The sequence below is a fragment of the Bacillus capparidis genome (assembly GCF_017832095.1).
GTDB classification, from domain to species: Bacteria; Bacillota; Bacilli; order Bacillales; family Bacillaceae; genus Bacillus; species Bacillus gobiensis.
In genome coordinates, this window is record NZ_JAFDST010000002.1 from 885,905 (window position 1) to 911,169 (window position 25,265).

A 25,265-nucleotide genomic window follows, 5' to 3' on the forward strand; every position below is an offset into this window, starting at 1 on the left:
TCTAAGTATTTCGTTTTATTATACGGCACAACTCAATATCAAAACTTTATCTCAAAACTGTTCGCACATAGATATATCGCGTAACAGCGTAATAAGCAAGCTGAAAAGCGAAATAGATACCGAAAACAGTGAGTGATCCAACTAGAAGATTCGAGCCGAGCATGTTGCTTAACGACTTAAACGCAAATGTGGCATGAATCGCTCCACCGATAAACGGAATAAAGAACAAAAAGCTAATTTGTCTGCTAAGGATTTTTTTCATTTCCTCTTTCGTGACACCCATGCGCCGTAAAGCAAGCATTTGGATCTTTGTATCCTCCACCTCCGTAAACAAGCGCAAATACAGGAAGCTACCTTGAATTACAAAGAACAAGCAGCTGACAAACAATCCAAGAAACAAGGTTAATGCAAGGGCTTTCTTAAATACTTGATATCCTGGTGCTCTAGCCAGAAAAGCGGTTTGATGATCATCCGCCACCATCTTCTCAAGTTTTTCAGATACCTCAACTGCTCCTTCCCAGTTTTCTAGCTCGTACCCCATTAAACGCACTTGCTCATGTTCGGGTATCTTTGCCAGAGTTTCTTTGAATTCGTTATCAGGAACAATAAGCAGCGTACTTGCCCTTCCTTGCGGTACCAGAACTCCTTCATTGCTTTGCGGTTTTATCAAAAATGTCTCGTGTTCCTTGCCGATCTGTATCTCAGCTTTCTTACCGATCGGAAGAATTTCCATATTTACGTACGGGTAAGGAAAGTTAAAAAAGGCTTCCCCTTTCTTAAGTTTTACTTGTTCAAAACCCTTTTCCTTTGCCACCTTGTTGTAACTCGATTCCGCAATCATCATTCCTGTAGAATCAGAATCAAAAGTGATCGGTATGGCCAGCTCATTTACCTTGTAGGCGATTTTTTCACCAGCTTGCTCCAGCTCCTTCTCAACATCTTTTGGTTTCAGTGCCTGAAACGTATCAGCATGGTGCTCCACCCACCCTATCGCCTGAGGAGACGTTGTTTCAACTTGATTTTTCAAGTCTGTGTAAAACATGAAAATAACACCGGAGGCCGTCATAATAACTGCAGTAATAATAGTTGCCAAAAACAACATGACCGCATGATCTTTTATCCGAAACAAATTGTTGGAACGAGTTATAATCGTTGTCCCTTTATAAAAACTTGCCTTTCTTTTTGTCAGCGCTCGAATGAAGGCCACACTGCTTTGCGTAAAGAAGAAATAACTGCCGATTAGAACTAAGATTAGAATCGGAAACATTCGGATCAGCATCTTCATGATTCCCGCTGTATAGGCAAGATAGTAGCAGGATGCCAGGGATAAAACGGACAGAAACACAAGCCATTTCGAAAACTTCGGCATCGGCTTTGGCTTTTGTCTGGCTGAGAGCAGATCAACGATTTGGGATTTTTTGATTTGAAAAAACGAAAAAAACGTCATGAACTGGAACAATACGAAAAAGCCAATCGCTGTTAACATCAATGCTTTTGGAACTAGTTGAAAGGATATCGGCACTTTCATGTCTAAAAAGGCACTCATGATTAAATAAAACAGCTTCGTAAACAACAATCCCACACCTATTCCCGCAATAATAGCAACGAGTGAAATGGCCGTTTGTTCATAATAGACGAGCCGTCTCAGCTGACTTTTTGTCATTCCGAAAAGCGACAACATCCCAAATTCTTTTTTCCGAACCTGCAAGAAGCTCGAGTTAGAATAAGCAACAAAGAAAAGAGAGAAGACAACGATAATCACTAAGCAAGAAATAAGTCCGGGTACAACCAGGCCGGCTCCGTATATATTTTCGGGATTGACATCCGGATGAAAGATAAAGGATGAGAAAATAAAGAAAATCGTGACGGAAAATACGCAGCTTAAAAAATAAGCCAGGTAACGCTGCAGATTCCCAAGCACATTTTTACGGGCGATAACTCGCATGTTCATGAAAGTCACCTCCCAGTACGCTTAAGGTGTCCAATATACTTTGATAAAAGGTTTGCTGATTCGAACCTTTGTGAATTTCAGAAAACAACTTCCCATCTTTTATGAAGACATCCGATTACAAAAGCTGGCAGCTGTCGGATCATGGGTAACCATTAATATCGTTGTTTCTTTCGTTTGATTCAGTTTTGCCAGAGTATCCATGACCTGTTTGGCTGACTTTGAATCGAGGTTTCCAGTCGGCTCATCCGCCAAGACAAGCGCGGGCTGGTGAATCACTGCTCTTGCACATGCAGCCCGCTGTTTTTGTCCTCCCGACACTTCATACGGACGATGCTCTAAAATATGGCTGATTTCAAGAATATCAGCAATTTCCTTGAGCCGCCGTTCCATCTCCTTTAAATTTGTTTTATCCAGAGCAAGCTGCAGCAGTATATTTTCCCTTATATTTAATGTCTCCAAGAGATTAAAATCTTGAAAAACAAAGCCAAGTTCTCTCCTTCGGAACAAAGCAAGCTTGGAATCCTTCAACTGCTTTGGATTCGTGCCGTTTATCGTCAATTCTCCGCCAGTTGGCTGATCGATTGTGGCCAGAAGATTTAATAGAGTCGTTTTTCCACTGCCGGACGGTCCCATTACCCCTGTGAATTCTCCTTTTTCAACGGATAATGTAACGTTGTCCAACGCCTGATAAGAAAGGTCGCCTTTTTTCGAATGATACGTTTTTGATAGTTTTTTCGTTTCTAGTACGGCTGTCAATTGCAATTCCTCCTTTTGATAGATTCATTATAAAAAGAAGGAGAGATTGCTCCCATCGATTTTTCTTTCAAAGTATCTGCTTTTCTTACAAAATTGTCACCTATGTAATGTAAGGCTTGTAAACTCGATCGTTAATGACGTAAAGCGCTTCTCTTCAGATTGAGCGGTTAAGTGGTGACCAAGCTGATCGCAGACCATTTTTGCAATATAAAGTCCCATCCCTGTTGCTTCCTTTTGTGTTCTTCCGTTGCTTCCTGTATAAAATGGATCAAATATTCTCGGCAGGTCGTAATCGGGGATGCCTTGTCCGAAATCGGTAATTGATAGACTTATTGTGTTTGGCCGCTCTTCCTTCCCCGTGATCCATATCTCCTTTCCCTCTCCTTGTACGGAGTACTTTAAAGCGTTTTGCAATATTTGAGTGATGACAACATCGAGCCACTTTTTATCGCTAAATACGATAAGCGTATCTGGTATGTTCAGCTTCGGAAAGATTCTTCTTTTAATAAATTGCCTTTTTTCCCGATTAATGATTTCTGTCAAAAAACTCTTCAGGTCCACTTTCTCCGATTTCATATCGGTGGAGAATGCCTCAAGTCTTGACAGTTGCAGCATTCTATCCAGCCCTGAGCTGAACGTTTCATTTTCCTCTTCGATGTCATTCAACAGCTGATACATAAAGTCAGGCCCTGGGTGCTGTTTCCCTTCCTGGATAAGCAGGGATATGACAGAGACGGGAGTTTTCATCTGATGAATCCATTGATTTGTAAAAGTTTGCTGCTGCTTTTCTTTGTCTGTCATCTGCTGCAGCGACTCTTCATACTTCTGATTCATCGCCAAGATCAAATCCACCCACCATTCCTGTTCCTTTGTACAGGGTTCTGCAGAAGCAAGGGCATAACCGGATTGGAGCGGATCTGAATCGCTCTCCAGCTGTTTTTTTAATTGGATGCGAAAGCTTCTCTGTCTCACATAATCAATAGCAGTTCCGACTGCTAAAAAAAAGACACCTAACAAAAACACATAAAAAAGAGCTCCGTACGGAATAGAAAGCTCCTGTTCTATGAATATTAAAATTGCCGTTGCTGCCATTACTACATACGAAAAAACAAGCCCTAGCAGAATCATGCTTCTATCTCGAAGATAAGAAAACAACATATTCTACTCTCCTCCCCAATGAACAGAGAAACGATAGCCGTAGCCTCGTACAGTTTCAATAGACTGTGATAATCCAAGCTCGTCCAGTTTTTTTCGCAGTCTGTTAACATTGACGGTCAACGTGTTATCATCCACAAATGTTTGCTCGTCCCATATCTCCTCAAGAAGCTCATCTCTGGATATTGCCCGATGCTTTTCTTTGACAAACTTCATCAGCAGCAGAAATTCTTTATGAGAAAGGGAAAGCAGTTCGTCTTTCCAAAGGACTTGCATTTTATTTAAATCAATAATTAATCCGTTCACGTCTAGTTGCTCTTTCTCCTCTTGCCGAAACGCATACTCGCCATATGCCCGGCGAATAGAGCTCTTAATTTTCGCTAACACGACATCTAAGTGAAACGGCTTCGCGATATAATCATCCCCGCCATGTTCAATTGCCATGACTTGGTTTAAATCATCGGTACGGGCAGAAATAAACAAAATAGGCACATTTGAAATCGTTCGAATCCTTCGGCACCAATAAAATCCATCATAGAATGGCAGATTAATATCGAGCAGTACAAGATGCGGAGCATACTCTTCAAATTTCTTTATTATCTCGTCAAACCGTATGACAGCTTCTGCTTCGTATCCATACTTACTTAAGTGATTTTTTAAAATTTCTGTAATTTTTTTATCATCTTCCACAATTAATACTCTGTACACGAACCAACACCTCACTATTAAAACATACCACTGGATGAAAGGGTTGGAAAGAAGTAAGACAGGTACATCTGACCTGTATTCTATTCGAAATGGAGAAATCATCGCAAGAACATAGCCAGCCCTTTTTTCGATTACCCAATCTTTCCTTTCATCCGGATGACCCTGCCGTCTTTTTCTGTACCGATTTCCTTCATCCCGATTTTTTTATAGAATCTCATCGCTTGTTTGTTCGTCGGTGATACAGTTAAATGATATTCTTTTACTCTTTCTTTCTTAAAAAATTTAATCGCGTACTCATAAAGATATCGCCCCGCACCATGTCCTCTTTTTTTAGGAACCAAATAAAATAGATTGACGTAGCCTATTTGATATCCGTTGTATTCGCGAACTTGCATTTCTAGCAGCCCGATAGATTCACCGTTCTCTTCGACCATTACGAATCCTTCAGGAAATTGTTTCGTTTTTAGCTGGAGCCACTTTACATAGTCTTCATCCTCTCCAAAATAAGAATCATCACCGAAACTTACAATATAAGAATCTCTGCGAAATTTTATAGCTGTATCACGATGAACGGTTACATCAACCCGAACGAAATTGTAGCATTTTCTCCCTCCTCATTTTCTGATTGAACTGTAATAAAAATGGTGTAATAATAAAAGTTTCTAGAAAAGAGAGGATGAACGGGTTGACAGGAAAAACACACATCACGGGCGGTATTGCTGCTGGTGCAGCTTTATCTGCAATGACACACTACGATCCAATACTTACAGCGGTTGCCGGGGCGGCAGGAGGATTATTGCCTGATATATGCCATAGCGGAAGCAAGATCGGCAGCCGTCTCCCGTTGCTTTCTAAGATCATAAGCGCGATCTTCGGACACCGCACGTTTACGCACAGCTTATTATTTTTGCTGATTGCTGCGGTATTTTTATCACATTACGTCTCAAATGATCCAATTCGATTGGGGATTCTTGCGGGGATGATCAGCCATTTGCTGTTGGATGCTGCCACTCGATCAGGAATTAAACTATTCTATCCTTTTAAACTCACCATTCGTTTTCCGGTCACAACAAAAACAGGCAGTAAGGCTGAACATGCGATTCTGGCTATTTTAACGGTAGCTGCGATCTACTTTTTTAGCAAAGAAGCCGTCCAGCAATATACGAATGGGTTTCATTTTTAGCTGATGAACCAGGGAGTCGTCCTCCCTGGTTTTATTGTCGTAGATAACATTAGAAAATCGTAAAGAAACCTTGGTTAATTGCACGGTGACCGAGTTTAATTGGACGGTTCTCGTGGAGAATTGCACTTTTACTGGATTAATTGCGCCGTTCTCGGGGTTAATTGCACAGTTGCCCGATTATTTGCACCGGTCGCGAGATTAATTGCACCGTTCACGTGATTTTTTGCACCGTCACACGAATAATCGCACCATTCTCGGGATTATTTGCCCGTCCCGCGACTTATTGCACCATTGTCCAATTATTTGCACTGGTCGCGAGATTAATTGCACCGTTCCACGATTATTTACGCCATTCACGTGATTTTTTGCACCATCACACGAATAATTGCACCGTTCACAGAATTATTTACACCTTTGCCCGATTCCTTACTTACCGCTTTCATTTTTCATCAGCATTAAGTCAAGAAGCCACTGGCATTTTGACTTGAAATCCTTTACGTCCAGGGATGTATATTCCAGTATTTTTTTCATACGGTAATTCAATGTATTCGGGTGGATAAACAGCTGCTCAGAAGTAGGTTTAATTTTACAATCATTCAGCAGGTACACCTCTAGCGTTTTAAGAAACTCCTTTTTGCCATCTCGGTCTTTTTCCTTTAATAGCTGTAATTCTTTATTTACGTAATTGAGCTCTTTGTTTTTTGTCGCAATAAAATCGAGATAACGATAAATTCCCAATTTCTCAAACTCATATGGAATATTGGTTTGGCTTCCTAATAGGTCAGCGGCTTTAATAACTTCAAGCGCTTCTAAATAGCTCCTATGAAAAGACATCACATCTGAATATTCATTTCCAATTCCGATAAATATGGCTGAACGTTGATCCGCAGGGATATGGTCTAAAATCCCCGCAATGACATCTAAGGCTGTTGATTCGGTTGAATGACCTGAAGCAGATCCTCCTATTATTGATACGATTCTTGATTGCGCAATGAGTACGCGGTTCAAATCGTTTTTCAAATTGAGATAGGACTGGATATCTTTCTTCACATCTTCAATATACTCACCAGGCGCCTGAAGCACCATCACTGAAAATGATACTGGTAATTTAACGCCCGCTTCCACAGCTTCTTCCCGAATTTTCAGCTCTGACTCAAATTGATTCAGAATCGCTTTTTTATATAGCTCCTCTCCCTTTTTCGAGCTTTTTTGTTTATTATTGCTATGGATGATTTGCCCTACTTGGAAAGACGTGTGATATAAAAATTCCAATTCTGAATCCGTCATAGGTGTTTCAATCTCCTGAATCCATATGTATCCCATGATATTATCCTTATGCTTAGCGCTGACGACAACTCTTGGATTCAGCCCGATTTCCTCCATTCGATCCACACGAAACGGCGTATCAATCGTTTTCAGTTTATGAATAACCCCATATTCCATAAACTTTTCAAAAATAGGCAAAGGGCACTTTTTCGAAAAAATCGTTTGCTGATTCGCTAAATCATAATGGTTAATATAATATGAATTATAAGCTAACAAAAAGAAGTCAGCGCTTTCCACTATGACGGGTTTTTTTAACTCAAAGCTGATTAAATCAATTATTTTATCAATATCTAATATTGAGTAAACACGCTCTAGCAGCTCATTCATCCAAGTAGCTCCCCATTGATTTTTCTTTAATCATACTAAAACCTTCTATTTATTGTATAGAAGAAAGGAACAAAATTTTCAAACAAAAAAGGAGATAAAAAAGTTATCTCCCCTTTTGTCTAAATTATAAAGCACCTTTATACGTTTCAAAATCCTTCTCGACTTCAGCAGATGGATTGGATGTTAACAAACTAACGATAAAGATAAAAAGTAAGCTGACGGCAAATCCGGGAATGATTTCGTAAAGCACGTCTGATAGACCCTTGTTTGCCCAAATGATCACTGTGAGTGCACCGGTTACCATACCAGAAAGCGCCCCCCACGCGGTCATTCGTTTCCAGCACAGACTCAATATTATAACTGGACCGAAAGCAGCGCCGAAGCCTGCCCACGCATACCCGACCAAATCCAGAATGGTGCTGTTTTTTTCCCAAGCAAGCAGCATTGCAATCACTGAAATCAAGAGGACCGACAATCTGCCAAGGTAAATCAGCGTCTTTTCTGAAGGAGCTTTTCGGACGACTGTCTTATATAGATCCTCTGTTAATGAACTTGCCGTTACTAACAGCTGAGAAGAGATTGTACTCATTACCGCCGCTAAAATTGCAGAAATGATAAATCCGGTAATAAGCGGATGGAAAAGAATATTACCAAGCTGGATAAAAATAGTTTCGGGATCCTCTAGCTCCAGTCCATTTTGAGAATAGTAAGCAATTCCAATTAAGCCTGATAAAAAAGCACCCACTACTGAAAAAATCATCCAGCTCATGCCGATCCGTCTTGCGTTTTTTACTTCTTTCACAGAAGATATCGCCATAAAACGAACGATGATGTGCGGCTGGCCAAAATAACCAAGGCCCCAAGCCAACAACGAAATTATGCCAAGCACACTTGTCCCTCTAAAAATATCAAGGAGCTTAGGATCAATCGATTGAATTGTAGCGAACGCTGCACTTGGCCCGCCTGTATTCATGAAAACAACAATTGGCACTAGAACAAGGGCAACCACCATAATGACCCCCTGCACAAAATCTGTCCAACTCACTGCCAGGAATCCGCCGAACAGAGTATAGGCAACGACAACGCCAGTCACAATCCAAAGTCCTGTATGATAATCGAGTCCTAATATGCTATTAAACAATACTCCACCGGATACCATGCCGGAGGATACATAAAACGTAAAAAAAACTATGATGACTAAACTCGAAAAAATTCGAAGAAGTTTGCTTTTGTCAGAGAAGCGATTTTCTAAAAATGATGGGATGGTTATGGAGTTATTAGCAATTTCAGTGTAGGCACGAAGTCTTGGAGCCGTATAAATCCAGTTAATATAAGCTCCTGTCGTTAATCCGATTGCAATCCACGAAGCACTTAAACCTGTTGAAAACATAGAGCCCGGCAGTCCCATTAAAAGCCAACCGCTCATATCTGCCGCTCCTGCACTTAACGCGGTGACAGCGGGACCCAGCGATCTTCCTCCAAGCATGTAATCGGAGTGATTGGAAGTTCGCTTGTAAGCAAAGTAGCCTATAAGCAGCATACCTGCCATGTAAATACAAATTGATGTAATTAATTGACCATTTACGATGTTTTTCTCCTCCTTGAACTAAGTGAACTTATTTTAATAAGACGGATAGAAAGCTAAGGCTTCCTATCCGTAAAACTTGGATTAATAGGTTTCACTAATCGTTTTAGCAAGCATATGAAGGATTAAATAATCAGGTCCCCCTGCTTTCGAATCAGTACCGGACATTTTAAACCCTCCAAACGGATGGTAGCCGACAATTGCGCCTGTACAATTGCGGTTGAAGTAAAGATTCCCTACGTGGAACTTTTGCTTTGCCACCTCAATATGCTTGCGATTATTTGTGATGACAGCGCCAGTTAAGCCGTATTCTGTATTATTGGCAACCTCGATCGCTTCATCAAAGCTGCTGACTTTTGAGAAGGCTACTACGGGACCGAAAATCTCTTCCTGCATGATTCTAGCTTGCGGATCCAAATCGGCAAAAATGGTTGGCTCAATGAAGTACCCTTTGGAATCGTCCCCTTTGCCTCCGCTTACTAACCGTCCTTCTTCCTTGCCGATTTCGATATACCCCATTATTTTATCAAAAGAGCCTTGATCAATAACCGGCCCCATATACGTTTCAGCTTTTTCAGGGTTTCCGGTAATTTGTGATTCCGTAATTTCAATCACCCGCTGCAAGACTTGGTCATACACCTTTTCATGTACAACAGCTCGCGAGCCTGCCGAGCATTTTTGTCCGGCAAAACCGAACGCCGAGGTGAAAATGGATTGGGCCGCCAATTCAATATCGCAGTCATCGTCTACTACGACAGTATCCTTTCCGCCCATTTCAGCAATTACACGCTTAAGGTGTGTCTGTCCCGGCTGAACCTTTGCCGCGCGTTCAAAGATCCGGGTCCCGACCTCTCTTGATCCCGTAAAGGTAACGATGCTGGTTATCGGATGGTCCACCAGGTAATCTCCTACCTCTGAGCCGCTGCCAGGTACAAAGTTCACAACACCCTTCGGCAATCCTGCTTCCTCTAATACCTCCACAAACTTAGCCGCGATGATTGGCGAAGCGCTGGCAGGCTTCAGCACCACTGTATTTCCTGCCACGATCGGCGCTACTGTAATACCGGCCATAATCGCGAATAAGAAGTTCCAAGGCGGAATCGAAACCGTAACGCCAGAAGGAGTATAGACAAAGGAATTGCTTTCTCCTTCCCTGCTGTTTATCGGTTTTCCACCTGCAAGTTCAATCATTTGGCGCGCATAGTATTCCATGAAATCAATCGCCTCTGCCGTATCAGCGTCCGCTTCTTTCCAAGGCTTCCCGGCTTCTTTAACGAGTAGAGCTGTGAACTCAAATTTTTTGCGGCGCACATGGGCAGCAGCTCTGAACAAAATATTCGCGCGTTCTACAGGATCGGTATATCTCCATTCTTCAAAAGCTTCCGCCGCAGCCTGAATTGCTTTTTCAGCATGGTCTCTCGTCGCTTTTGAAACACTTCCAACGACTTCTTCTTTGTTCGCCGGATTAATGGAAACGATCTTTTCTTCTGTCACGAAGCGCTCCCCGCCAATGACAAGCGGATAATCCTTTCCTAATTCTCCGCTTACTTTTTCTAATGCTGCTTCCATGGCCTCGCGGTTGCTTTGTATTGAAAAATCAGTAAATGGCTCATGTCTGTATGGTATTGTCATCTTTTTTCGTCTCTCCTTTGCCTATTTTTTCGTCATTCCTTTAAAAGCAAATGCGATATTCGCCGGCCGTTCAGCTAGACGTCGCATAAAGTAGCCGTACCAGTCGTCCCCGTAAGGAACATACACTCTTACGTTATAACCGTCCTTCACCAGTGCTTGCTGTGTTGCGTTCCGCATGCCGTAAAGCATTTGAAATTCGAATTGGCTCGCGGGAATTTGATTGTCTTTGGCTAGCTGTTTCGCATACGCAATCATATGATCATCATGTGTTGCTATTGCTGTATAATTTCCGCTGAGAAGCTGTTTCCTGATCAATGTTTTATAATTCTGATCAACATCGCTTTTATCAGGAAAAGCGACCTTAGGAGATTCCTTATACGCTCCTTTTACTAGCCGCAAAAATGGCCGGAGCGGATTCAACTCATCCAAATCGCTCTCGCTTCTGTAGAGATAGGCTTGAATGACAGTGCTGACGTTCGAGTAACGTAACCTGAATTCCTTAAAAATATCTAGGGTTTTCTGGCAGCGGGCTTCATCCTCCATATCAATCGTCACCATGATTTGATGCTTTTCTGCCGTCTCGAGGATCCTTGTCATGTTTTCCCGTACAAGCTTTTCATCAATATCAAGTCCAAGCGATGTCATTTTTAAGGAAACCTGGGCGTTCACATTTTCTCTGGCAATCGTTTCAATGGTATGAATGACTTCTTCTGCCCGTTCCCTTGCTACCTCGCTGCTTCCCACAAACTCGCCTAGATGGTCAACTGTAGCGGTCATTCCTTGGTCATTGAGTTTCTTTATATATACTAAAGACTCATTGAAATTATTTCCGCCAATCATTTTCCCTCTGACAAATCCAATGCCCCAGTTTTTAGCCATTCGATTCATCACATTGTTTTTCGACAAAAATAAGAAAAAATCTCTTGTCACCAATTCGATATCAGACACCTCCCTATTTCTATAAAGCGAAAATATATTTTTCTATAGTTTGATTTTACAAAAGAGGCGGACAATATCTCAAGATTCCGAAAATACAAAAATTCTGATAATTTTTGTGGGTCTCACACAAACTTTTTTGTGTTGCGTCAGATAATCTGTCGTGGTGTTTTCTTTCCACTAAAAAAGGGGATATATTATTATGCCGAAAAAAATACTCATCAATTATCTCTATACTTCCTCAATAATTAAGGAATCATAGTAGTCAATTGTGAGTATGCAAAATTATGTTATATTTTGTGCCATAATCTAGTTATCTTTAACTTCTGCTTCAACAATCAGCTGCACAACGAAACCCCATATGCCCAGTAGAGCTGTCTGGGGTGTTAGAGGTTCTAGCAGCGACACGATATCGATTGCAATAGGAATCGTGACAAAGATACGAGCCGCCTCGAATGACTTTCATTTCTTCCTGCCCAAAAGGTTGAAATTTTGAGCGGAAATTATCCGTGCACCATTCCCACACATTTCCCGAAAGATTATAAAGGCCATATCCATTTGGAGGAAACGATTTAGCTGGAGCCGTTCCTGCGAAACCATCATCTTTTGTATTGATATTTGGAAACTCACCCTGCCAAATATTACAGTAATGTTCTCCGTTTGGCTGTAATTCATCTCCCCATGGATATTTTTTTTGAACCAATCCCCCGCGAGCTGCATATTCCCATTCGGCTTCGGTAGGAAGGCGTTTTCCTGCCCACGCACAATAAGCAGCTGTATCGTTCCAAGAAACATGGACTACCGGATGATCCATTCGATCATGAATGCTGGAATCTTCCCCTTCTGGATGTTTCCAGCATGCCCCATCAATCTTTAACCACCAAGGGGTCTGACTCACCCGATCTGCACGTTGAGCAGCCTCATTAGAAACAAATTGATAGAAGACGAAAGACCATCCATACCTTTCTGCATCAGTTACATATCCCGTACTGTTAATAAATTCCTGGAAATTTCCATTAGTTACAGTGCAAACATCTATATAAAACGATTCGACTTCTACACTTCGAACAGGACCTTCTCCATCTAGTGGAAAACCTTCTTTATCGTTTGTTCCCATTAAAAAATCGCCGCCTTGAATCAGCACCATTTCTTCTTTATTAACATTATCATTCCCGTCTGAATCTTGTATGAAGTCTGATTTATGCTTTATTTCACCTCTAGTAATCACGCAGCATGACGGTAATTTATCACTCTTCATTTTTATTGCTCCTTCTCATTTTTTCTAAAAAATATAGTCATTTTTATTACATTTACTTGGAGAGTACTTTTTCAGACATTGGTAGATTGCTGAAAATCCCACTTGACTGATAGGAATAATCAACTTATGATCTTTATCATACAAATCTTTTGTATAAATTTAAAGCTGAGGAGCCATTATTTTATGAAAATCTATTTTTCTTTTAATTTTGTCCAGCGAATCGGTAAGGCTATGATGACTGTAGTTTTAATCCTTCCGTTAGTCTCAATACTAATGGGCATTGGCGGTATTCTTATTAATCCTAATATTCAGCAGATCTTTCCGTTTTTGTCTTCGAAAGGATTCCAAGCCGCTGGATTACTTTTACAAAGCTCTGGCCAGGCCGTCTTCGCAAACCTTTCTGTCCTTTTTGCTGTGGCAATTGCTGCAAGCTGGACAAATAAGGCGATGGCCGGATTATCAGCACTTATTTCATTTTTCATTATGCATACGGTTATTAGCACGCTTCTTAAAATTAATGAACTGCAAGTATCTGAAAAGATGATTGGAACGGAATTAGGGATACAAACCCTCCAATTAGGCGTTTTCGGCGGAATTTTCATCGGCTTTTTAACTGCCTATCTCTATAATAAATTCCACAAAATTGAGCTTCCTGAAGCCATTTCTCTTTTTGGCGGAGAAAGATTTGTTCCTATCATCTCATCATTTGGAGCAATTATTTCTGCTGTTATTTTTTATTTCATATGGCCCTCCGTTCAACAAGCAATTGGATTGATGGGAGGATTTGTAGCTAATCATACGAATCCTTTCACAGTAGGTTTATACGGGGGAAGCGTAAAGCTGCTCATTCCCTTTGGGTTGCATCACATTTATAATGCTCCTCTTCTTTTTACTGATATCGGCGGAGTCTATCAAACAGCAGATGGGGCTAAAATTGCCGGGGACCAAAACATCTATATTGCACAAGTGATGGATGCCTTAAGAAATCCATCGGTCCCCATTACCGGCGGAGCCTACATTGGAGGAAAGTTTATCCCGGTTATGTTCGGCCTTCCCGGTGCAGCCCTAGCTATGTATCATTGTGCGAAAAACGACAAAAAGAAAAAGACAAAAGCTTTACTTATAGCAGCAACCATTCCTGTATTTTTAACTGGCATTACTGAACCACTAGAGTATACATTCCTCTTCGTGGCGCCTTTCTTGTATGTTGTTTATGCGATCTTAACCGGAACCGCATTCGCTTTAGCTAATGCCCTGGATATTCACGCAGGATATGCCGGCGGCTCCGGATTTATTGATTTTATCTTGTTTAATGCACTGCCTAACCTTAATCACAATTGGGTTACGATTCTAATTCTAGGAGTCATCTACTTTTTCATTTTCTATTTTGTGTTTAGATTTTTGATTCGAACATTCGATTATAAAACTCCCGGACGGGAACCAGATGTAGAAGAAACTCGCCTTTATACCAAAAAGGATCTAGAAACGAAAAAAAGTAAAAAGACGGCGGATCAAGCAATCGAAGTGTTGGCGGCACTTGGCGGCAAAGAGAATATCAGTAACTTGGATGCTTGTATTACTCGATTAAGGGTAGGTGTGAAAGACGTAAACAAAGTTGACGATTCACGCCTAAAAGAACTTGGAGCAGCTGGTGTTTTGAAAATAAACGATGGAGTACAAGCGGTTTTTGGCGCTAAAGCATCGACTTTAAAGTCTCAGATAGATGAAATCATGTAAGGAATAAGAAAGGGAGGATGATGAAGAATGTCTCAACCAAATATTATTGTAATGATTTCTCATGATACAGGTAGATATCTGGGCTGTTATGGCCATCATGTACAAACACCCCATATTGATAGATTGGCTTTTAAAGGAATAAGGTTCGAGCAGTATTTTTGTCCCGCTCCTCAGTGCAGTCCCAGCAGAGGCAGTATCTTAACCGGACGGTATCCCCACAACAATGGTTTAATAGGCTTGGCTCATTTAGGGTTTCATATTAACGGAGAAATTACAACTATCCCGAAAGAATTCCAAAAAGCAGGATATGAAACATCTTTGATCGGCTTAAGTCATGAAACGATCGGAGAATCTGCACCTATCGAAGAAAGGGTGTTCAGCTCCACTTACAAGCTTGGATACGATCGTTTCATTGAAGTGGAAGGGGATAGAGCTCCCAAAGTTGCTGATCAGGCGATTGATTTTTTACAAGAAAAATCAGCTGATTCCAACCAGCCTTTCTATTTAAATATAGGATTTTTTGAAACTCACCGAGAATTTGATGAATATGAGCCTTATGCTGATAAAACAACAGAAGTCAGCGTTTTGCCGTACCTTCCTGATACTCCAAATACCCGTAAGGATCTTTCACAAATGAATGGATCCGTCAAAGTATTGGACAAGGCGATCGGACGTATCCTCCATACGTTGAACGAAACAGGCCTGCAAGATAACACTATTGTAGTTTATACGACAGATCACGGCATTGCTTTTCCACGAGCAAAAGGAACATTTAAAGAAGCAGGATTGGAAACGGCTCTCATTATCTATCATCCTGAATACATCCAAGAAGGGAAAACGAACTCTGATCTTCTGTGTAATATCGATTTAATGCCGACCATTTTGGAACTTGCCGGAATCGCGATCCCTGAAGACTTGGACGGTAAAAGCTTTGCCAAAGTCTTTAGTGAAGACGATGCAAAGATTCGTGACGAGTTTTTCTGTGAACTAACGTGGCATGATCGCTATCATCCTATGAGGGGTATTCGAACCGATCGGTACAAATACGTAAAAAATTTCGAGAACGGGCCGAAAATTTATATGCCGCTGGATGCCCATAAAAGCTTATCCGGTCAAGAAGTCCGTGAAGAATATTATGTTCCTAATGAACTTGAAGAACTGTACGATCTAGAGCAGGATCCGTTAGAACAATCAAATCTTATTGCCGATGAAAAATATAAAGAAATTGCAATAGAGCTGCGCCAAAAGGTTCAAAGATGGATGGAAGAGACGAATGATCCGCTTTTGAACGGGCCTGTCCCGGGTACCGGCTCTAAAAGATGGGAGGAAGAAATAAAAGCGGGAAGAGCTCATTAAAATATTATCTTTAAAAAACCGCCATATAGCGGTTTTTTAATTATTTATTTCTTCTTCCCTCTCCACCGCTTCATTCAACGCCTTTAGCATATAGCCAATCCCTTTATATTTCGATAATGGATAACGAACCTTATGCGGCTCTTGAAAGACTTCATCGATAATCGGGCGAAACTTTCTGCCTCCCAAGACAACAATCTCATCAAATTGATCCAGATGCTTTGTTTCATACTGCTGTTTAAGGTCGCCCATTCGAATGATTTCCGGTTGGTTTGTCCCAAACGTCACGTCGTAATTTTCGGGAACGCAGTCATCCGGTTTTAAGAAGCCATGTTTTCCGGAAAGGATAACCCAGTCGTGAAAAAATGTTTTGGCATATCTTTGACAGGCACGATGGAACGGACTTAAATACGCATGTTCAGCTTGAATGCTGCCAGTATCGGGCTCCACGTCCCATATCTTCTTCGCTCCGCACGGTAGCACACATAATCGCTTCAATTTATCTCCTCCAGTACTGCTACTTATTCACCGATTTTCTAAGTTATATTCTAATTGTAATAGGAGTTGTTTCTATCTGTACATTCTATCTATCAATAGACTTATTTGCAGAGGTCGATTACGAGATATATGATTTAGAACACATTAATAAGGGATTATTTGGATTATTTCCTTTATAATAAACTTACGACATGTGATGCATTTCATTTGCTAGGTTAATAAAGCATCAGAATGAAGTCGTAAATTTCCATCCGGCATTCGAAAACAATGAAAGGAGAAACTTAAAAATGCAATGGTATGTAGGAGTGATAAAAAATTATGCGAATTTCAAAGGAAGAGCAAGACGTAAAGAATACTGGTTGTTTGCCCTCTTTAACTTCTTAATCATCGCTGCAATTCTTATTACATTCTCATCATTTTTAAATATAACATTATTTTATGTAGGATTAGTTTTAATTGTAAGCTATTATTTATTTACTGTGATACCAACTCTAGCTGTTACAGCACGCAGATTACACGATATAGGAATAAGCGGATGGCTGCAATTAATCTTAATCGTCCCTTATATTGGAGGACTTGTCATAACTGTGTTAGCATGTTTCGATAGCCAAAAAGGCGACAATACATATGGATCAAATCCTAAACTTGAACAACCACTGACAAGTGATTCTGTAAACCTCTGATCAAAAACTGATTACACCAACCGAAGTGAAGACATTAAGTGATTTCATTTCATCAAGCTGAAACTTCGGGGTATCAGGTGGAGGATCTACTCCACCTGATAAGTAAATCTATAACAAAAGGGGATAACATCTATTCTTAAATATTTGAACAACTAACTTTTACTCCTCTTCCTTTTTTCGAGGTATACCAAGCGCTTTCCACATCATAACAAAGATTGCTGCGATAATCCCCATCCTTACCCAACTAAGATTGACCCATAATTTTGCCCGGTCGGCAAGTTCCGGGGAAAAAGAACCATCAGGAGAAGTTTATGTAAACGATTGTAATTCTGGAATGAAATAAGGAAATGTTGGAACACGCAAAACAACATAGCCAAGAATTGCTGTAAGAATAAGGTCCCTGCGATGTGGTTCCTTCCAACATAACAACAAGGCCAACAAAATGACAACCTGGGAAATCAAATGCAAAGGCATCCAGAAATGGTGCAAAGGGAGACCATTTTCCGCTTGAAGCAAAGCAAAAGATTGTGTCGGGGATGAACTCCAGACTGAAGCAACCACAATTTCTTCATAAATGCCGCCTCCTAATTCCAATCCTATGAGCGTAATTAACAAGACCAAAACGTAAGTACATGCTTTTTGTCTCATCACCTTACCTCCTTATTTTTCTTTTTAAGGATAAGAAAGATAATTAGAATACGAAACCAACCGAGATAGTAACTTACTTTACTATCTGGGGTCTCATGAAGAGTAGTTGATTGACCTTGTTATGAAAAAAAGCCCTTTGACCTAAAGGATTCTCAAATCATAATAGGAGTAGGAAACACAAACGATTTTCCAGAAATCCGCCTATAGGTTTCACGTTTGTTTAAAAACGTAGACTTGAATGTGATTAATTCAAATAATATAGGAGATACCTTTAGATTCCTCTCTCAACAAGTTTTTAATATGTTAATAGCCGTTACACTCTACTCTTGAAGGTCATACATTGAAATAAATGTTAAGAAAGAGGGAACTATGGCATTTCTGGATGGACGAACGTCTCAGAATGCTAGTTATGCTATTATTTCCCCCAGTAATGCTCGGACAAGTTGGAATGGATGGTAACTCAGCAACTTCAACTATTCGTGTTCAATTAGATGAATTTATCACTTTTGTTTATTTTTTGATCTGCACGTCCTATTTGTTCAATTCGAAACATTTCGCGCACATTTTTTGATGATCATTATAAAAAGACTTTCATAAACGAACTTTACTACCTCAATATTTATACTTCATTCTTTCCTCATGAACTCAAGTTTTAACAGGTTCTATGATAGTCTATCCCATTTTATTCTCAAAAATTAACCGTCAATCAAACTAGCAATAACCTTAATTTTCACCTTTTAGGCTTTATCTCCATTCTTTTAGGAGAAGCCTGACAAAATTTCAATGCTCTTATAATGAAAAAACTCATATCAAGTTTTTTATAAATCTCATAGAAAGGACTGAAATTAATATGTCCAATGGATGTAACCAAAATCCAATCGGTGATTGTTCGGAGGCGGAAGGTTTGAATACAACCGCCAACGGAACAGCTTCTCATGCTGAAGGATATCAAACGACCGCAAATGGGGAGGCTTCCCATACTGAAGGAAACACAACTACTGCAGGGGGGAGTGCTTCCCACACAGAAGGTTATCTTACCCAATCGACAGCGGCAGCTGACACCGCACATGCAGAGGGTACCTCTACCACAGCTAGTGGAGTCGCTTCCCACGCAGAAGGATATCTCACAACCGCCAGCGGACTCACCTCTCATGCCCAAGGGGGAGGGACTCTAGCTGGAGGATCATACTCTCATGCGGAAGGAAGAGACACACAAGCCACTGGAGATGTTTCTCATGCCGAGGGGTTTATGACGATAGCAAGTGGAACTGTCTCTCATGCCGAAGGCGCCTTTACAGATGCCAGTGGAAGCGTTGGTTCACATGCAGAAGGCGTTGATACAACTTCGAGTGCATTTGCTTCTCATGCAGAAGGATTAAGCACAACCGCTAGTGGGAACGCTTCCCATGCAGAAGGGGAGGGTTCAACTGCCAGCGGGTCGCGTTCCCACGCGGAAGGGCACAGCACAACCGCTAGTGGAGAAGCCTCCCATGCGGAAGGAAACGGTACGATTGCAGATGGAAACTTTGCTCATACAGAAGGACTTAACACAACAGCTAACGGTTTTGATGGGGTTCATGTGATGGGCCAAGGTGGAGGTCCAGATCCTATGAATCCTGATGATTTGGATTTTTCCTGGTATCTCGTTAACGGTGCACTTGGCGGGGTTGTTGCCAAAATTTTAAATGATGGTTCTGCTTGTTTTGAAGGTGATGTATCTGCAAATATTGTGGCTCCAGTGGCCTGTGACTTTGCTGAAATGTTTGAATCATCAAATGGCCAATTGATTGGAGTTGGTTACTTTGTTGCATTTGACGGGGAAACAGAGAAAATCCGAAAAGCTAACTCCAGGGATGACTATATAGTGGGCATAACCAGTTCTAATCCTGCTGTCTTGGCAGATATTCAAGATCCTGAATGCAGTAAATATATGCTTGATAAATGGAACAGGCCAATTTACGAAGAAGTCATCATTCCTCCTGAAAAAGATAATAAGGGAAACATTTTACGGGAAGAACGTAAAATTAATAGAAAAAAAATAAATCCAAACTGGTCGAAAAATTGCAGTTCACGTCTCGATAAGCAGGAATGGATGGCTGTTGGTCTTGTTGGAAAGCTACTGGTTCGGGATGACGGTACTTGTCAACCAGGTAGTTATTGCAAACCGAATGATGAGGGAATAGCGACGAAAGCCAGGAAAGGGTATCGTGTAATGAAACGTACAGGTTCTAATCAAATATTGGTATTGGTTAAATAGCACTTGGTATGCATGATTCAATCTCACTCTGGGGCAGACTTCACCTTTTTGGTGATCTGCCTTTTTTGATATACATACTTTTTTAAGTAAAAATCGCTAAAACATTGTCATTTAGGAAATGGTTCACACTAAAGTAGAGACTATATATCTTCATACCCATACTTCTCCCTTTTTAAATAAGTCATATTATTCAGAACACATTTTTTAGGGATTTTTTGGTTACATTTCTTTATAATATAAACAAAGGATAGGAAAGCAAATAGAAAACAAAGGTTTCGTAGACGGCCGGGATTTACCTAAAGTATATGAAAGAATGACTGTCATAAAGGGGAATTAAATAAATGGAATGGTATTCAAAAGTGTTAAAGAATTACGCAAATTTCTATGGAAGAGCAAGACGTAAGGAATTATGGATTTATAATCTATTTAATGCCATAATATTCATAGTGCTTTTTATTTTACAAGCATTAATAACTAATCCGGCAGTAGCCATAATTATAGGTCTTTTAACAGGAATCTATGCTTTAGGCGTTCTGGTACCAAGTTTAGCTGTTACAGCACGTAGATTGCATGATATTGGAATGAGTGGATGGCTGCTGTTAATCTACCTTGTTCCTTTTCTCGGTGGTCTTGCCATATTTGTATTGGCTTGTTTAGATAGCCAAGCAGGCGATAATGAGCATGGACCAAATCCTAAATATGGAGACTCCTCTAAAAGTGATACTGTAAGCATCTGATCTATCTGCTATTTCGGCTACAACTAACTGAGCCGCATTAAAGACACTTGCTTAAAGTCACCTATCCTTTGCAAGCCGTCTAATTAAAGAAACTAAGCGGTGCATCCTGCAGCTGTAAAACAGCTAGCTGGATGCACCTTTATTTTTTGGCTACAGTGTTAAATATTAAAGATGTTAGAATGGTGAAAAATGATCATATAGTGATTAAGGATCCAGGTCAATCTAAAAAGAATGTGTACAAAAAGATACTCTTTTAGGAGGTGAGTAAATTGCCACGAATTATTCGTGTTCTTGTTTTCCTTGTGATGATACCTATATTTTCGTTTTCCCTCTTTTTCACGTCTTGGACGGGATCTTATCTTATGATTTCAGAAGATTGGAAAGATCATGTTGTTTTCACTCCCAAAACGGTCACGGATCCAGAAAACATTTATGAAATTGATAAATTTTTATACGCCTATCAAATTCAGCCGATAATGAGCTTAGCCTGCCTTCTCTCGTTCTTTATTCTAAGCGGAATTCTTATTTATTGGCTACTAAAGATATTTCAACGTCGCAAAACCATATCATTATAGAAAATAGTTTAATAGCTATTGTCCGACGTAAGTATGGTATCCCCTATCGAAAAGAATTTCTTTTTTTCTAAGAACCTTTGGATCCCTTCTCCAGCGAATTCAATTCACAACGACAAAACCAAAACGTACCACTGTACAGTTTTTTGAAAACGTGCTATTTTAATAGTAGGTTTTTGTATCGTCAGGAGGGGATGTCTTTGGGAAGTCCTTGCTTCGCATAGGTCAAGTTGCAAAATTAAGCGGTCTATCGCCGCGGACAATAGATTATTATACACAACGTGGATTGCTCGATTTCGAGCGTTCACCATCGAATTACCGGCTTTATCCGGAAAGTGTTCTTCATACATTGGATCGAATTAAACTGCTGAAAAGCCAGCGAATGTCACTCGGAGAAATTACGGAGGCTCTTCAGGATCCAAGCAGCAATAAAAAAGTCGAACCGATTTTGTGTGAAGTTCAAGATGATATAAATAGCCTGCAGCAAAAGCTAACGGCTCTGGAGGAAGCACTTAAAGATGCTCCTCAAAAAGAAAAACAGCTCGTGCATAAAGAGCTGACAAATAGACTTGCAATTGTTATGCAATTGCTGACATTACTTTAAAACCACCCGGAGGTGAATCCCTCAGGCTAAGAGGGAATTAATTGGACAGTATATTAGTAATAAATTTGGCGCTAGTCGCCTTTCTTATCGTGCTGACGGCTTTTTTTGTTGGATCAGAGTTTGCAGTAATAAAAGTTCGGATGTCTCGAATTGACCAGCTCATTTCTGAAGGCAACAAAAAAGCGGTGATTGTCAAAAAATTGGTCAATGACTTGGATTATTATTTATCCGCGTGTCAGCTTGGGATTACAGTGACTGCGCTTGGGCTTGGATGGTTAGGGGAACCGACAGTTGAAAAGATTCTGCATCCTTTATTTCACCAATTTGGTATACCGGATGCGGTCTCCACGGTTATTTCTATCGCCATTGCTTTCGCCCTTGTTACATTTCTACATGTCGTCATAGGTGAGCTTGCGCCTAAGACACTGGCAATTCAATATGCAGAAGAAATGACTATGGTGTTCGCCCGTCCGCTTTATTGGTTCGGAAAGATTATGGCTCCTTTGATTTGGACATTGAACGGTTCTGCTCGTGTGATGCTTCGTATTTTCGGTGTTCAACCTGCCACTCATGAACAAGCACACTCTGAGGAAGAGCTAAAAATCATCATGTCGCAAAGCTATCAAAGCGGAGAAATCAATCAGACGGAGCTATCCTATATGCAAAACATTTTTGATTTTGATGAGCGCGTGGCGAAGGACATCATGGTGCCCCGCATGCAAGTGGTTACACTTACGCAGGCCATGAGCCGCGACGAGGTGATTGCATTTGTGGATGAACACCAGTATACTCGTTATCCTGTGACAGCGGATGGCGATAAGGATCATATCATTGGATTTGTAAACGTGAAGGAAATGCTCACGAGCTATGCTGCTGGCCGGGAACGTAAACTGGTTGATTTTGTCCATGAGATGCCGATGATCCATGAGGTAACTCCGCTGCAAGACGTATTGCTGAAAATGAAACAGGATAGAGTTCATATCGCTGTCGTTATTGATGAGTACGGAGGTACAGCAGGAGTCATCACAATGGAGGATATTTTGGAGGAAATCGTTGGCGAAATTCGTGATGAATTCGATGATGATGAAGTTCCGGATATTCAACAACAGAGTGACAGCATTTATCATATTAACGGTCGCGTTCTGCTTTCAGATCTTGAGAAGCAATTCGGTTTGACATTCGAAGAAAGTGAAGAAGTGGATACGATAGGCGGTTGGATACAAGTTCAAAACAATGAAATAGCGGAGAGCGATTTTATTGACCATGGAGAGCATCGTTGGGTCGTAATTGAGATGGATAATCATCAAATCAAACAAGTGGCTCTCGAGCTTCGGACCGCCGCTTAAGTAAGAACCTGTTTATTACAGGTTCCTTTTTTAATACCAAGAATTTCTATCTGAATTTTTGAAATTATTTAAGATCAATTATTGACTTTCTTATTTTGCATGGTATTATTTATAAGTATTCATCCACAATTTTATAATATGATAACTTATCCAGAGTGACTGAGGGATCAGGCCCAATGAAGTCCGGCAACCGCCATGCAAATGGAAAGGTGCTACTTCCTGCAGAATGTAATGATTCTGAAAGATAAGCCATCAATAAACACGATGCCTCTTTCAGTTTTGGAAAGAGGCTTTTTTAATGCCTACAAATGCAACAAGAGGTGACAAAAGTATGATAGAAGTCAAAGACCTTGTAAAGGTGTATGAGACAAAAAAGAAGAAAGTTACAGGCGTTGATCATGTAAACCTATCAATCAAAACCGGAGAAATTTTCGGAATCGTCGGATACAGCGGAGCAGGAAAAAGCTCCTTGATCAGATGCATGAATTTGCTGGAAAGACCAACATCCGGTCAGATTATCATAGATGAGGTTGATTTAACGAAGCTTTCTCCAAGTAAATTACGTCTGGCTCGCTTGAAAATCGGTATGATTTTTCAGCACTTTTACTTACTGAATGCCAAGACAGTGTTTGAAAATGTGTCCTTTGCCTTGCGTGCGGCCAATTATCCGAAAGCCAAGATAAAGAAAAGGGTAAATGAATTATTAGAAATGGTCGGGCTGGCGGAAAAGCATGACGCATATCCCGCGCAACTCAGCGGCGGACAAAAGCAGCGGGTAGGCATTGCGAGAGCACTTGCCAATGATCCATCCGTGCTTCTATGTGATGAGGCCACATCAGCTCTTGATCCAAGCACAACAAAATCCATTTTGAACCTGTTAAAAAGGATCAATCAGGAGCTTGGCATTACAATTGTGATCATCACTCATGAAATGGAAGTCGTAAAAGAAATTTGTGATCGTATGGCAGTTATGCAGGATGGGAAAGTAGTAGAAGAAGGTCCGGTTTATGACTTATTCTCCAATCCATCACAACCGTTAACCCGGGATTTCATCGACACGGTGATGCAATTCGAGCTTCCTTCTCAGATTCTGGAACATAGTAAAGGGAAAATTGTGAAAATTCAATTCAAAGGCTCGATTGCGGAAGAAGCCATTCTCTCCGATGTATTTCAACGCTTCAGTGTAAAAGGGAATTTTCTGCATGGAAAAATTGAGTACATTAAAGAAAAACCGCTTGGCATCTTTATTATGGAGCTGGTAGGCGACGTGGCAGACGTAGAAAATGCCACCCGGTACATCTCAGAAAAAACACAGAGCTTGGAGGTGATTTCGGGTGCTTGATTCTTTGATTCAACTATTGCCTGAACTAAACACCGCTTTTTTCCAAACCCTTTATATGGTTGTGATCGCACTTATAGTCGCTATTTTGCTCGGTCTTCCGTTAGGTATCATTTTATTTGTAACAGATAAAGGATTGTTTTTAGAGAATCGTCCCATTAAATCAATCATTGGTTTTATCATCAATATGACCCGGTCGATTCCTTACATCATTTTGCTGGTGCTCTTGCTCCCTTTTACCGATCTGTTAGTTGGAAATACAACGGGGCCTACTGCTGCCTCTGTATCTCTGTCGGTTGCTGCGATTCCGTTTTTCGCTCGAATCGTTGAGACAACCTTTCGTGAAATCGACAAAGGCATGATTGAGGCTTCGATTGCAGCAGGAGCAACCCCGTGGATGATTATTAAGGATGTTCTCTTGTCAGAAGCACGTCCCGGCTTAATTCAAGGCGTTACCATTACATTAATTAACTTAATTGCCTTCTCCGCTATGGCGGGAATTATTGGAGGCGGCGGAGTCGGAGATTTAGCGATCCGCTATGGATATTACCGCTATGACAATACAGTTATGTTCACAACCGTCATCATCCTTATATGTTTAGTACAATTCGTACAATTTTTGGGTGATTTCACTTCTAAAAAAATTGACAAGCGTTAATCAGGAGGAAAAAACA

General features: G+C 40.7%; 22 protein-coding genes, 1 pseudogene and 1 riboswitch. Of the genes and pseudogenes, 11 read left to right on the forward strand and 12 right to left on the reverse strand.

Annotated features, from left to right (window positions below):
* Positions 1 to 46: 46 nt before the first annotated feature.
* From JOC74_RS11540 to JOC74_RS11560, 5 genes and pseudogenes are all read right to left on the reverse strand, one after another.
* Positions 47 to 1,951: an FtsX-like permease family protein gene (locus JOC74_RS11540; protein WP_053604721.1), complete on the reverse strand. Its 1,905-nt coding sequence runs from the start codon at positions 1,949 to 1,951 to the stop codon at positions 47 to 49.
* Positions 1,926 to 2,707, reverse strand: a pseudogene (locus tag JOC74_RS11545) (ABC transporter ATP-binding protein). The gene JOC74_RS11540 and the pseudogene JOC74_RS11545 overlap by 26 nt, the downstream one beginning before the upstream one ends.
* Before the next feature lie 96 nt (positions 2,708 to 2,803).
* Complete coding sequence (locus JOC74_RS11550; protein ID WP_082364087.1) at positions 2,804 to 3,865, reverse strand: sensor histidine kinase; 1,062 nt, start codon at positions 3,863 to 3,865, stop codon at positions 2,804 to 2,806.
* A 3-nt stretch (positions 3,866 to 3,868) separates the two neighbouring features.
* Positions 3,869 to 4,570 carry a response regulator transcription factor gene (locus tag JOC74_RS11555; RefSeq protein ID WP_053604722.1) on the reverse strand — a complete coding sequence of 234 codons (702 nt, stop codon included), beginning with the start codon at positions 4,568 to 4,570 and terminating at the stop codon, positions 3,869 to 3,871.
* A gap of 131 nt (positions 4,571 to 4,701) precedes the next feature.
* On the reverse strand, positions 4,702 to 5,124 hold the full coding sequence (locus tag JOC74_RS11560; protein ID WP_053604723.1) for a GNAT family N-acetyltransferase: 423 nt from the start codon (positions 5,122 to 5,124) through the stop codon (positions 4,702 to 4,704).
* Between the two features lie 131 nt (positions 5,125 to 5,255).
* On the opposite strand from JOC74_RS11560, the gene JOC74_RS11565 reads away from it, so the two are divergent.
* On the forward strand, positions 5,256 to 5,753 hold the full coding sequence (locus JOC74_RS11565) for a metal-dependent hydrolase (RefSeq protein WP_053604724.1): 498 nt from the start codon (positions 5,256 to 5,258) through the stop codon (positions 5,751 to 5,753).
* 426 nt (positions 5,754 to 6,179) lie between these two features.
* Here the strand turns inward: JOC74_RS11565 and JOC74_RS11570 are convergent, their stop codons facing one another.
* The 5 genes from JOC74_RS11570 to JOC74_RS11590 form a co-directional block, all read right to left on the reverse strand.
* Positions 6,180 to 7,406 carry a PucR family transcriptional regulator gene (locus tag JOC74_RS11570; RefSeq protein ID WP_053604725.1) on the reverse strand — a complete coding sequence of 409 codons (1,227 nt, stop codon included), beginning with the start codon at positions 7,404 to 7,406 and terminating at the stop codon, positions 6,180 to 6,182.
* A 124-nt stretch (positions 7,407 to 7,530) separates the two neighbouring features.
* On the reverse strand, positions 7,531 to 8,967 hold the full coding sequence (gene putP / locus JOC74_RS11575; RefSeq protein WP_264080193.1) for a sodium/proline symporter PutP: 1,437 nt from the start codon (positions 8,965 to 8,967) through the stop codon (positions 7,531 to 7,533).
* 108 nt (positions 8,968 to 9,075) lie between these two features.
* Positions 9,076 to 10,623 (reverse strand): L-glutamate gamma-semialdehyde dehydrogenase, encoded by a 1,548-nt coding sequence (gene pruA / locus JOC74_RS11580; protein WP_053604727.1) that lies wholly within the window; start codon positions 10,621 to 10,623, stop codon positions 9,076 to 9,078.
* Between the two features lie 21 nt (positions 10,624 to 10,644).
* Positions 10,645 to 11,562, reverse strand: coding sequence for a proline dehydrogenase family protein (locus JOC74_RS11585; RefSeq protein ID WP_053606138.1), 918 nt, complete (start codon positions 11,560 to 11,562; stop codon positions 10,645 to 10,647).
* 328 nt (positions 11,563 to 11,890) lie between these two features.
* Complete coding sequence (locus JOC74_RS11590; RefSeq protein ID WP_053604728.1) at positions 11,891 to 12,817, reverse strand: formylglycine-generating enzyme family protein; 927 nt, start codon at positions 12,815 to 12,817, stop codon at positions 11,891 to 11,893.
* 183 nt (positions 12,818 to 13,000) lie between these two features.
* On the opposite strand from JOC74_RS11590, the gene JOC74_RS11595 reads away from it, so the two are divergent.
* Positions 13,001 to 14,554 (forward strand): PTS transporter subunit EIIC, encoded by a 1,554-nt coding sequence (locus JOC74_RS11595; RefSeq protein ID WP_053604729.1) that lies wholly within the window; start codon positions 13,001 to 13,003, stop codon positions 14,552 to 14,554.
* Between the two features lie 27 nt (positions 14,555 to 14,581).
* Positions 14,582 to 15,910, forward strand: a complete 1,329-nt coding sequence (locus JOC74_RS11600; RefSeq protein ID WP_053604730.1) for a sulfatase family protein — start codon at positions 14,582 to 14,584, stop codon at positions 15,908 to 15,910.
* 36 nt (positions 15,911 to 15,946) lie between these two features.
* On the opposite strand, the gene JOC74_RS11605 is transcribed toward JOC74_RS11600, so the two are convergent.
* Positions 15,947 to 16,405 carry a DUF6884 domain-containing protein gene (locus JOC74_RS11605; RefSeq protein WP_053604731.1) on the reverse strand — a complete coding sequence of 153 codons (459 nt, stop codon included), beginning with the start codon at positions 16,403 to 16,405 and terminating at the stop codon, positions 15,947 to 15,949.
* Between the two features lie 287 nt (positions 16,406 to 16,692).
* Here JOC74_RS11605 and JOC74_RS11610 point away from each other — a divergent pair, with 287 nt between their 5' ends.
* Positions 16,693 to 17,088 (forward strand): DUF805 domain-containing protein, encoded by a 396-nt coding sequence (locus tag JOC74_RS11610; RefSeq protein ID WP_053604732.1) that lies wholly within the window; start codon positions 16,693 to 16,695, stop codon positions 17,086 to 17,088.
* A gap of 309 nt (positions 17,089 to 17,397) precedes the next feature.
* Here JOC74_RS11610 and JOC74_RS11615 read toward each other — a convergent pair whose 3' ends face one another.
* Positions 17,398 to 17,736: a hypothetical protein gene (locus JOC74_RS11615; RefSeq protein WP_053604733.1), complete on the reverse strand. Its 339-nt coding sequence runs from the start codon at positions 17,734 to 17,736 to the stop codon at positions 17,398 to 17,400.
* A 904-nt stretch (positions 17,737 to 18,640) separates the two neighbouring features.
* On the opposite strand from JOC74_RS11615, the gene JOC74_RS11620 reads away from it, so the two are divergent.
* The 7 genes from JOC74_RS11620 to JOC74_RS11650 all read left to right on the forward strand — a co-directional run bounded on the left by JOC74_RS11620 (position 18,641) and on the right by JOC74_RS11650 (position 25,249).
* The gene (locus tag JOC74_RS11620; protein ID WP_053604734.1) at positions 18,641 to 19,993 is read left to right on the forward strand and encodes a peptidase G2 autoproteolytic cleavage domain-containing protein; all 1,353 of its coding nucleotides are present in this window, start codon (positions 18,641 to 18,643) and stop codon (positions 19,991 to 19,993) included.
* Positions 19,994 to 20,334: 341 nt separating this feature from the next.
* Positions 20,335 to 20,730: a DUF805 domain-containing protein gene (locus JOC74_RS11625; RefSeq protein ID WP_053604735.1), complete on the forward strand. Its 396-nt coding sequence runs from the start codon at positions 20,335 to 20,337 to the stop codon at positions 20,728 to 20,730.
* Between the two features lie 269 nt (positions 20,731 to 20,999).
* Positions 21,000 to 21,305: a DUF4306 domain-containing protein gene (locus JOC74_RS11630; RefSeq protein WP_053604736.1), complete on the forward strand. Its 306-nt coding sequence runs from the start codon at positions 21,000 to 21,002 to the stop codon at positions 21,303 to 21,305.
* A gap of 208 nt (positions 21,306 to 21,513) precedes the next feature.
* Positions 21,514 to 21,906, forward strand: a complete 393-nt coding sequence (locus tag JOC74_RS11635) for a MerR family transcriptional regulator (protein ID WP_053604737.1) — start codon at positions 21,514 to 21,516, stop codon at positions 21,904 to 21,906.
* 41 nt (positions 21,907 to 21,947) lie between these two features.
* Positions 21,948 to 23,252, forward strand: a complete 1,305-nt coding sequence (locus JOC74_RS11640) for a hemolysin family protein (RefSeq protein ID WP_053604738.1) — start codon at positions 21,948 to 21,950, stop codon at positions 23,250 to 23,252.
* A 143-nt stretch (positions 23,253 to 23,395) separates the two neighbouring features.
* Positions 23,396 to 23,503, forward strand: a riboswitch (SAM riboswitch).
* 80 nt (positions 23,504 to 23,583) lie between these two features.
* Entirely contained in the window at positions 23,584 to 24,594 is a 1,011-nt protein-coding gene (locus JOC74_RS11645) for a methionine ABC transporter ATP-binding protein (RefSeq protein ID WP_053606139.1), read from the forward strand.
* Positions 24,595 to 24,649: 55 nt separating this feature from the next.
* A complete protein-coding gene (locus tag JOC74_RS11650; protein ID WP_082364356.1) occupies positions 24,650 to 25,249 on the forward strand; it encodes a methionine ABC transporter permease in 600 nt (199 codons plus the stop codon).
* Positions 25,250 to 25,265: the final 16 nt, after the last annotated feature.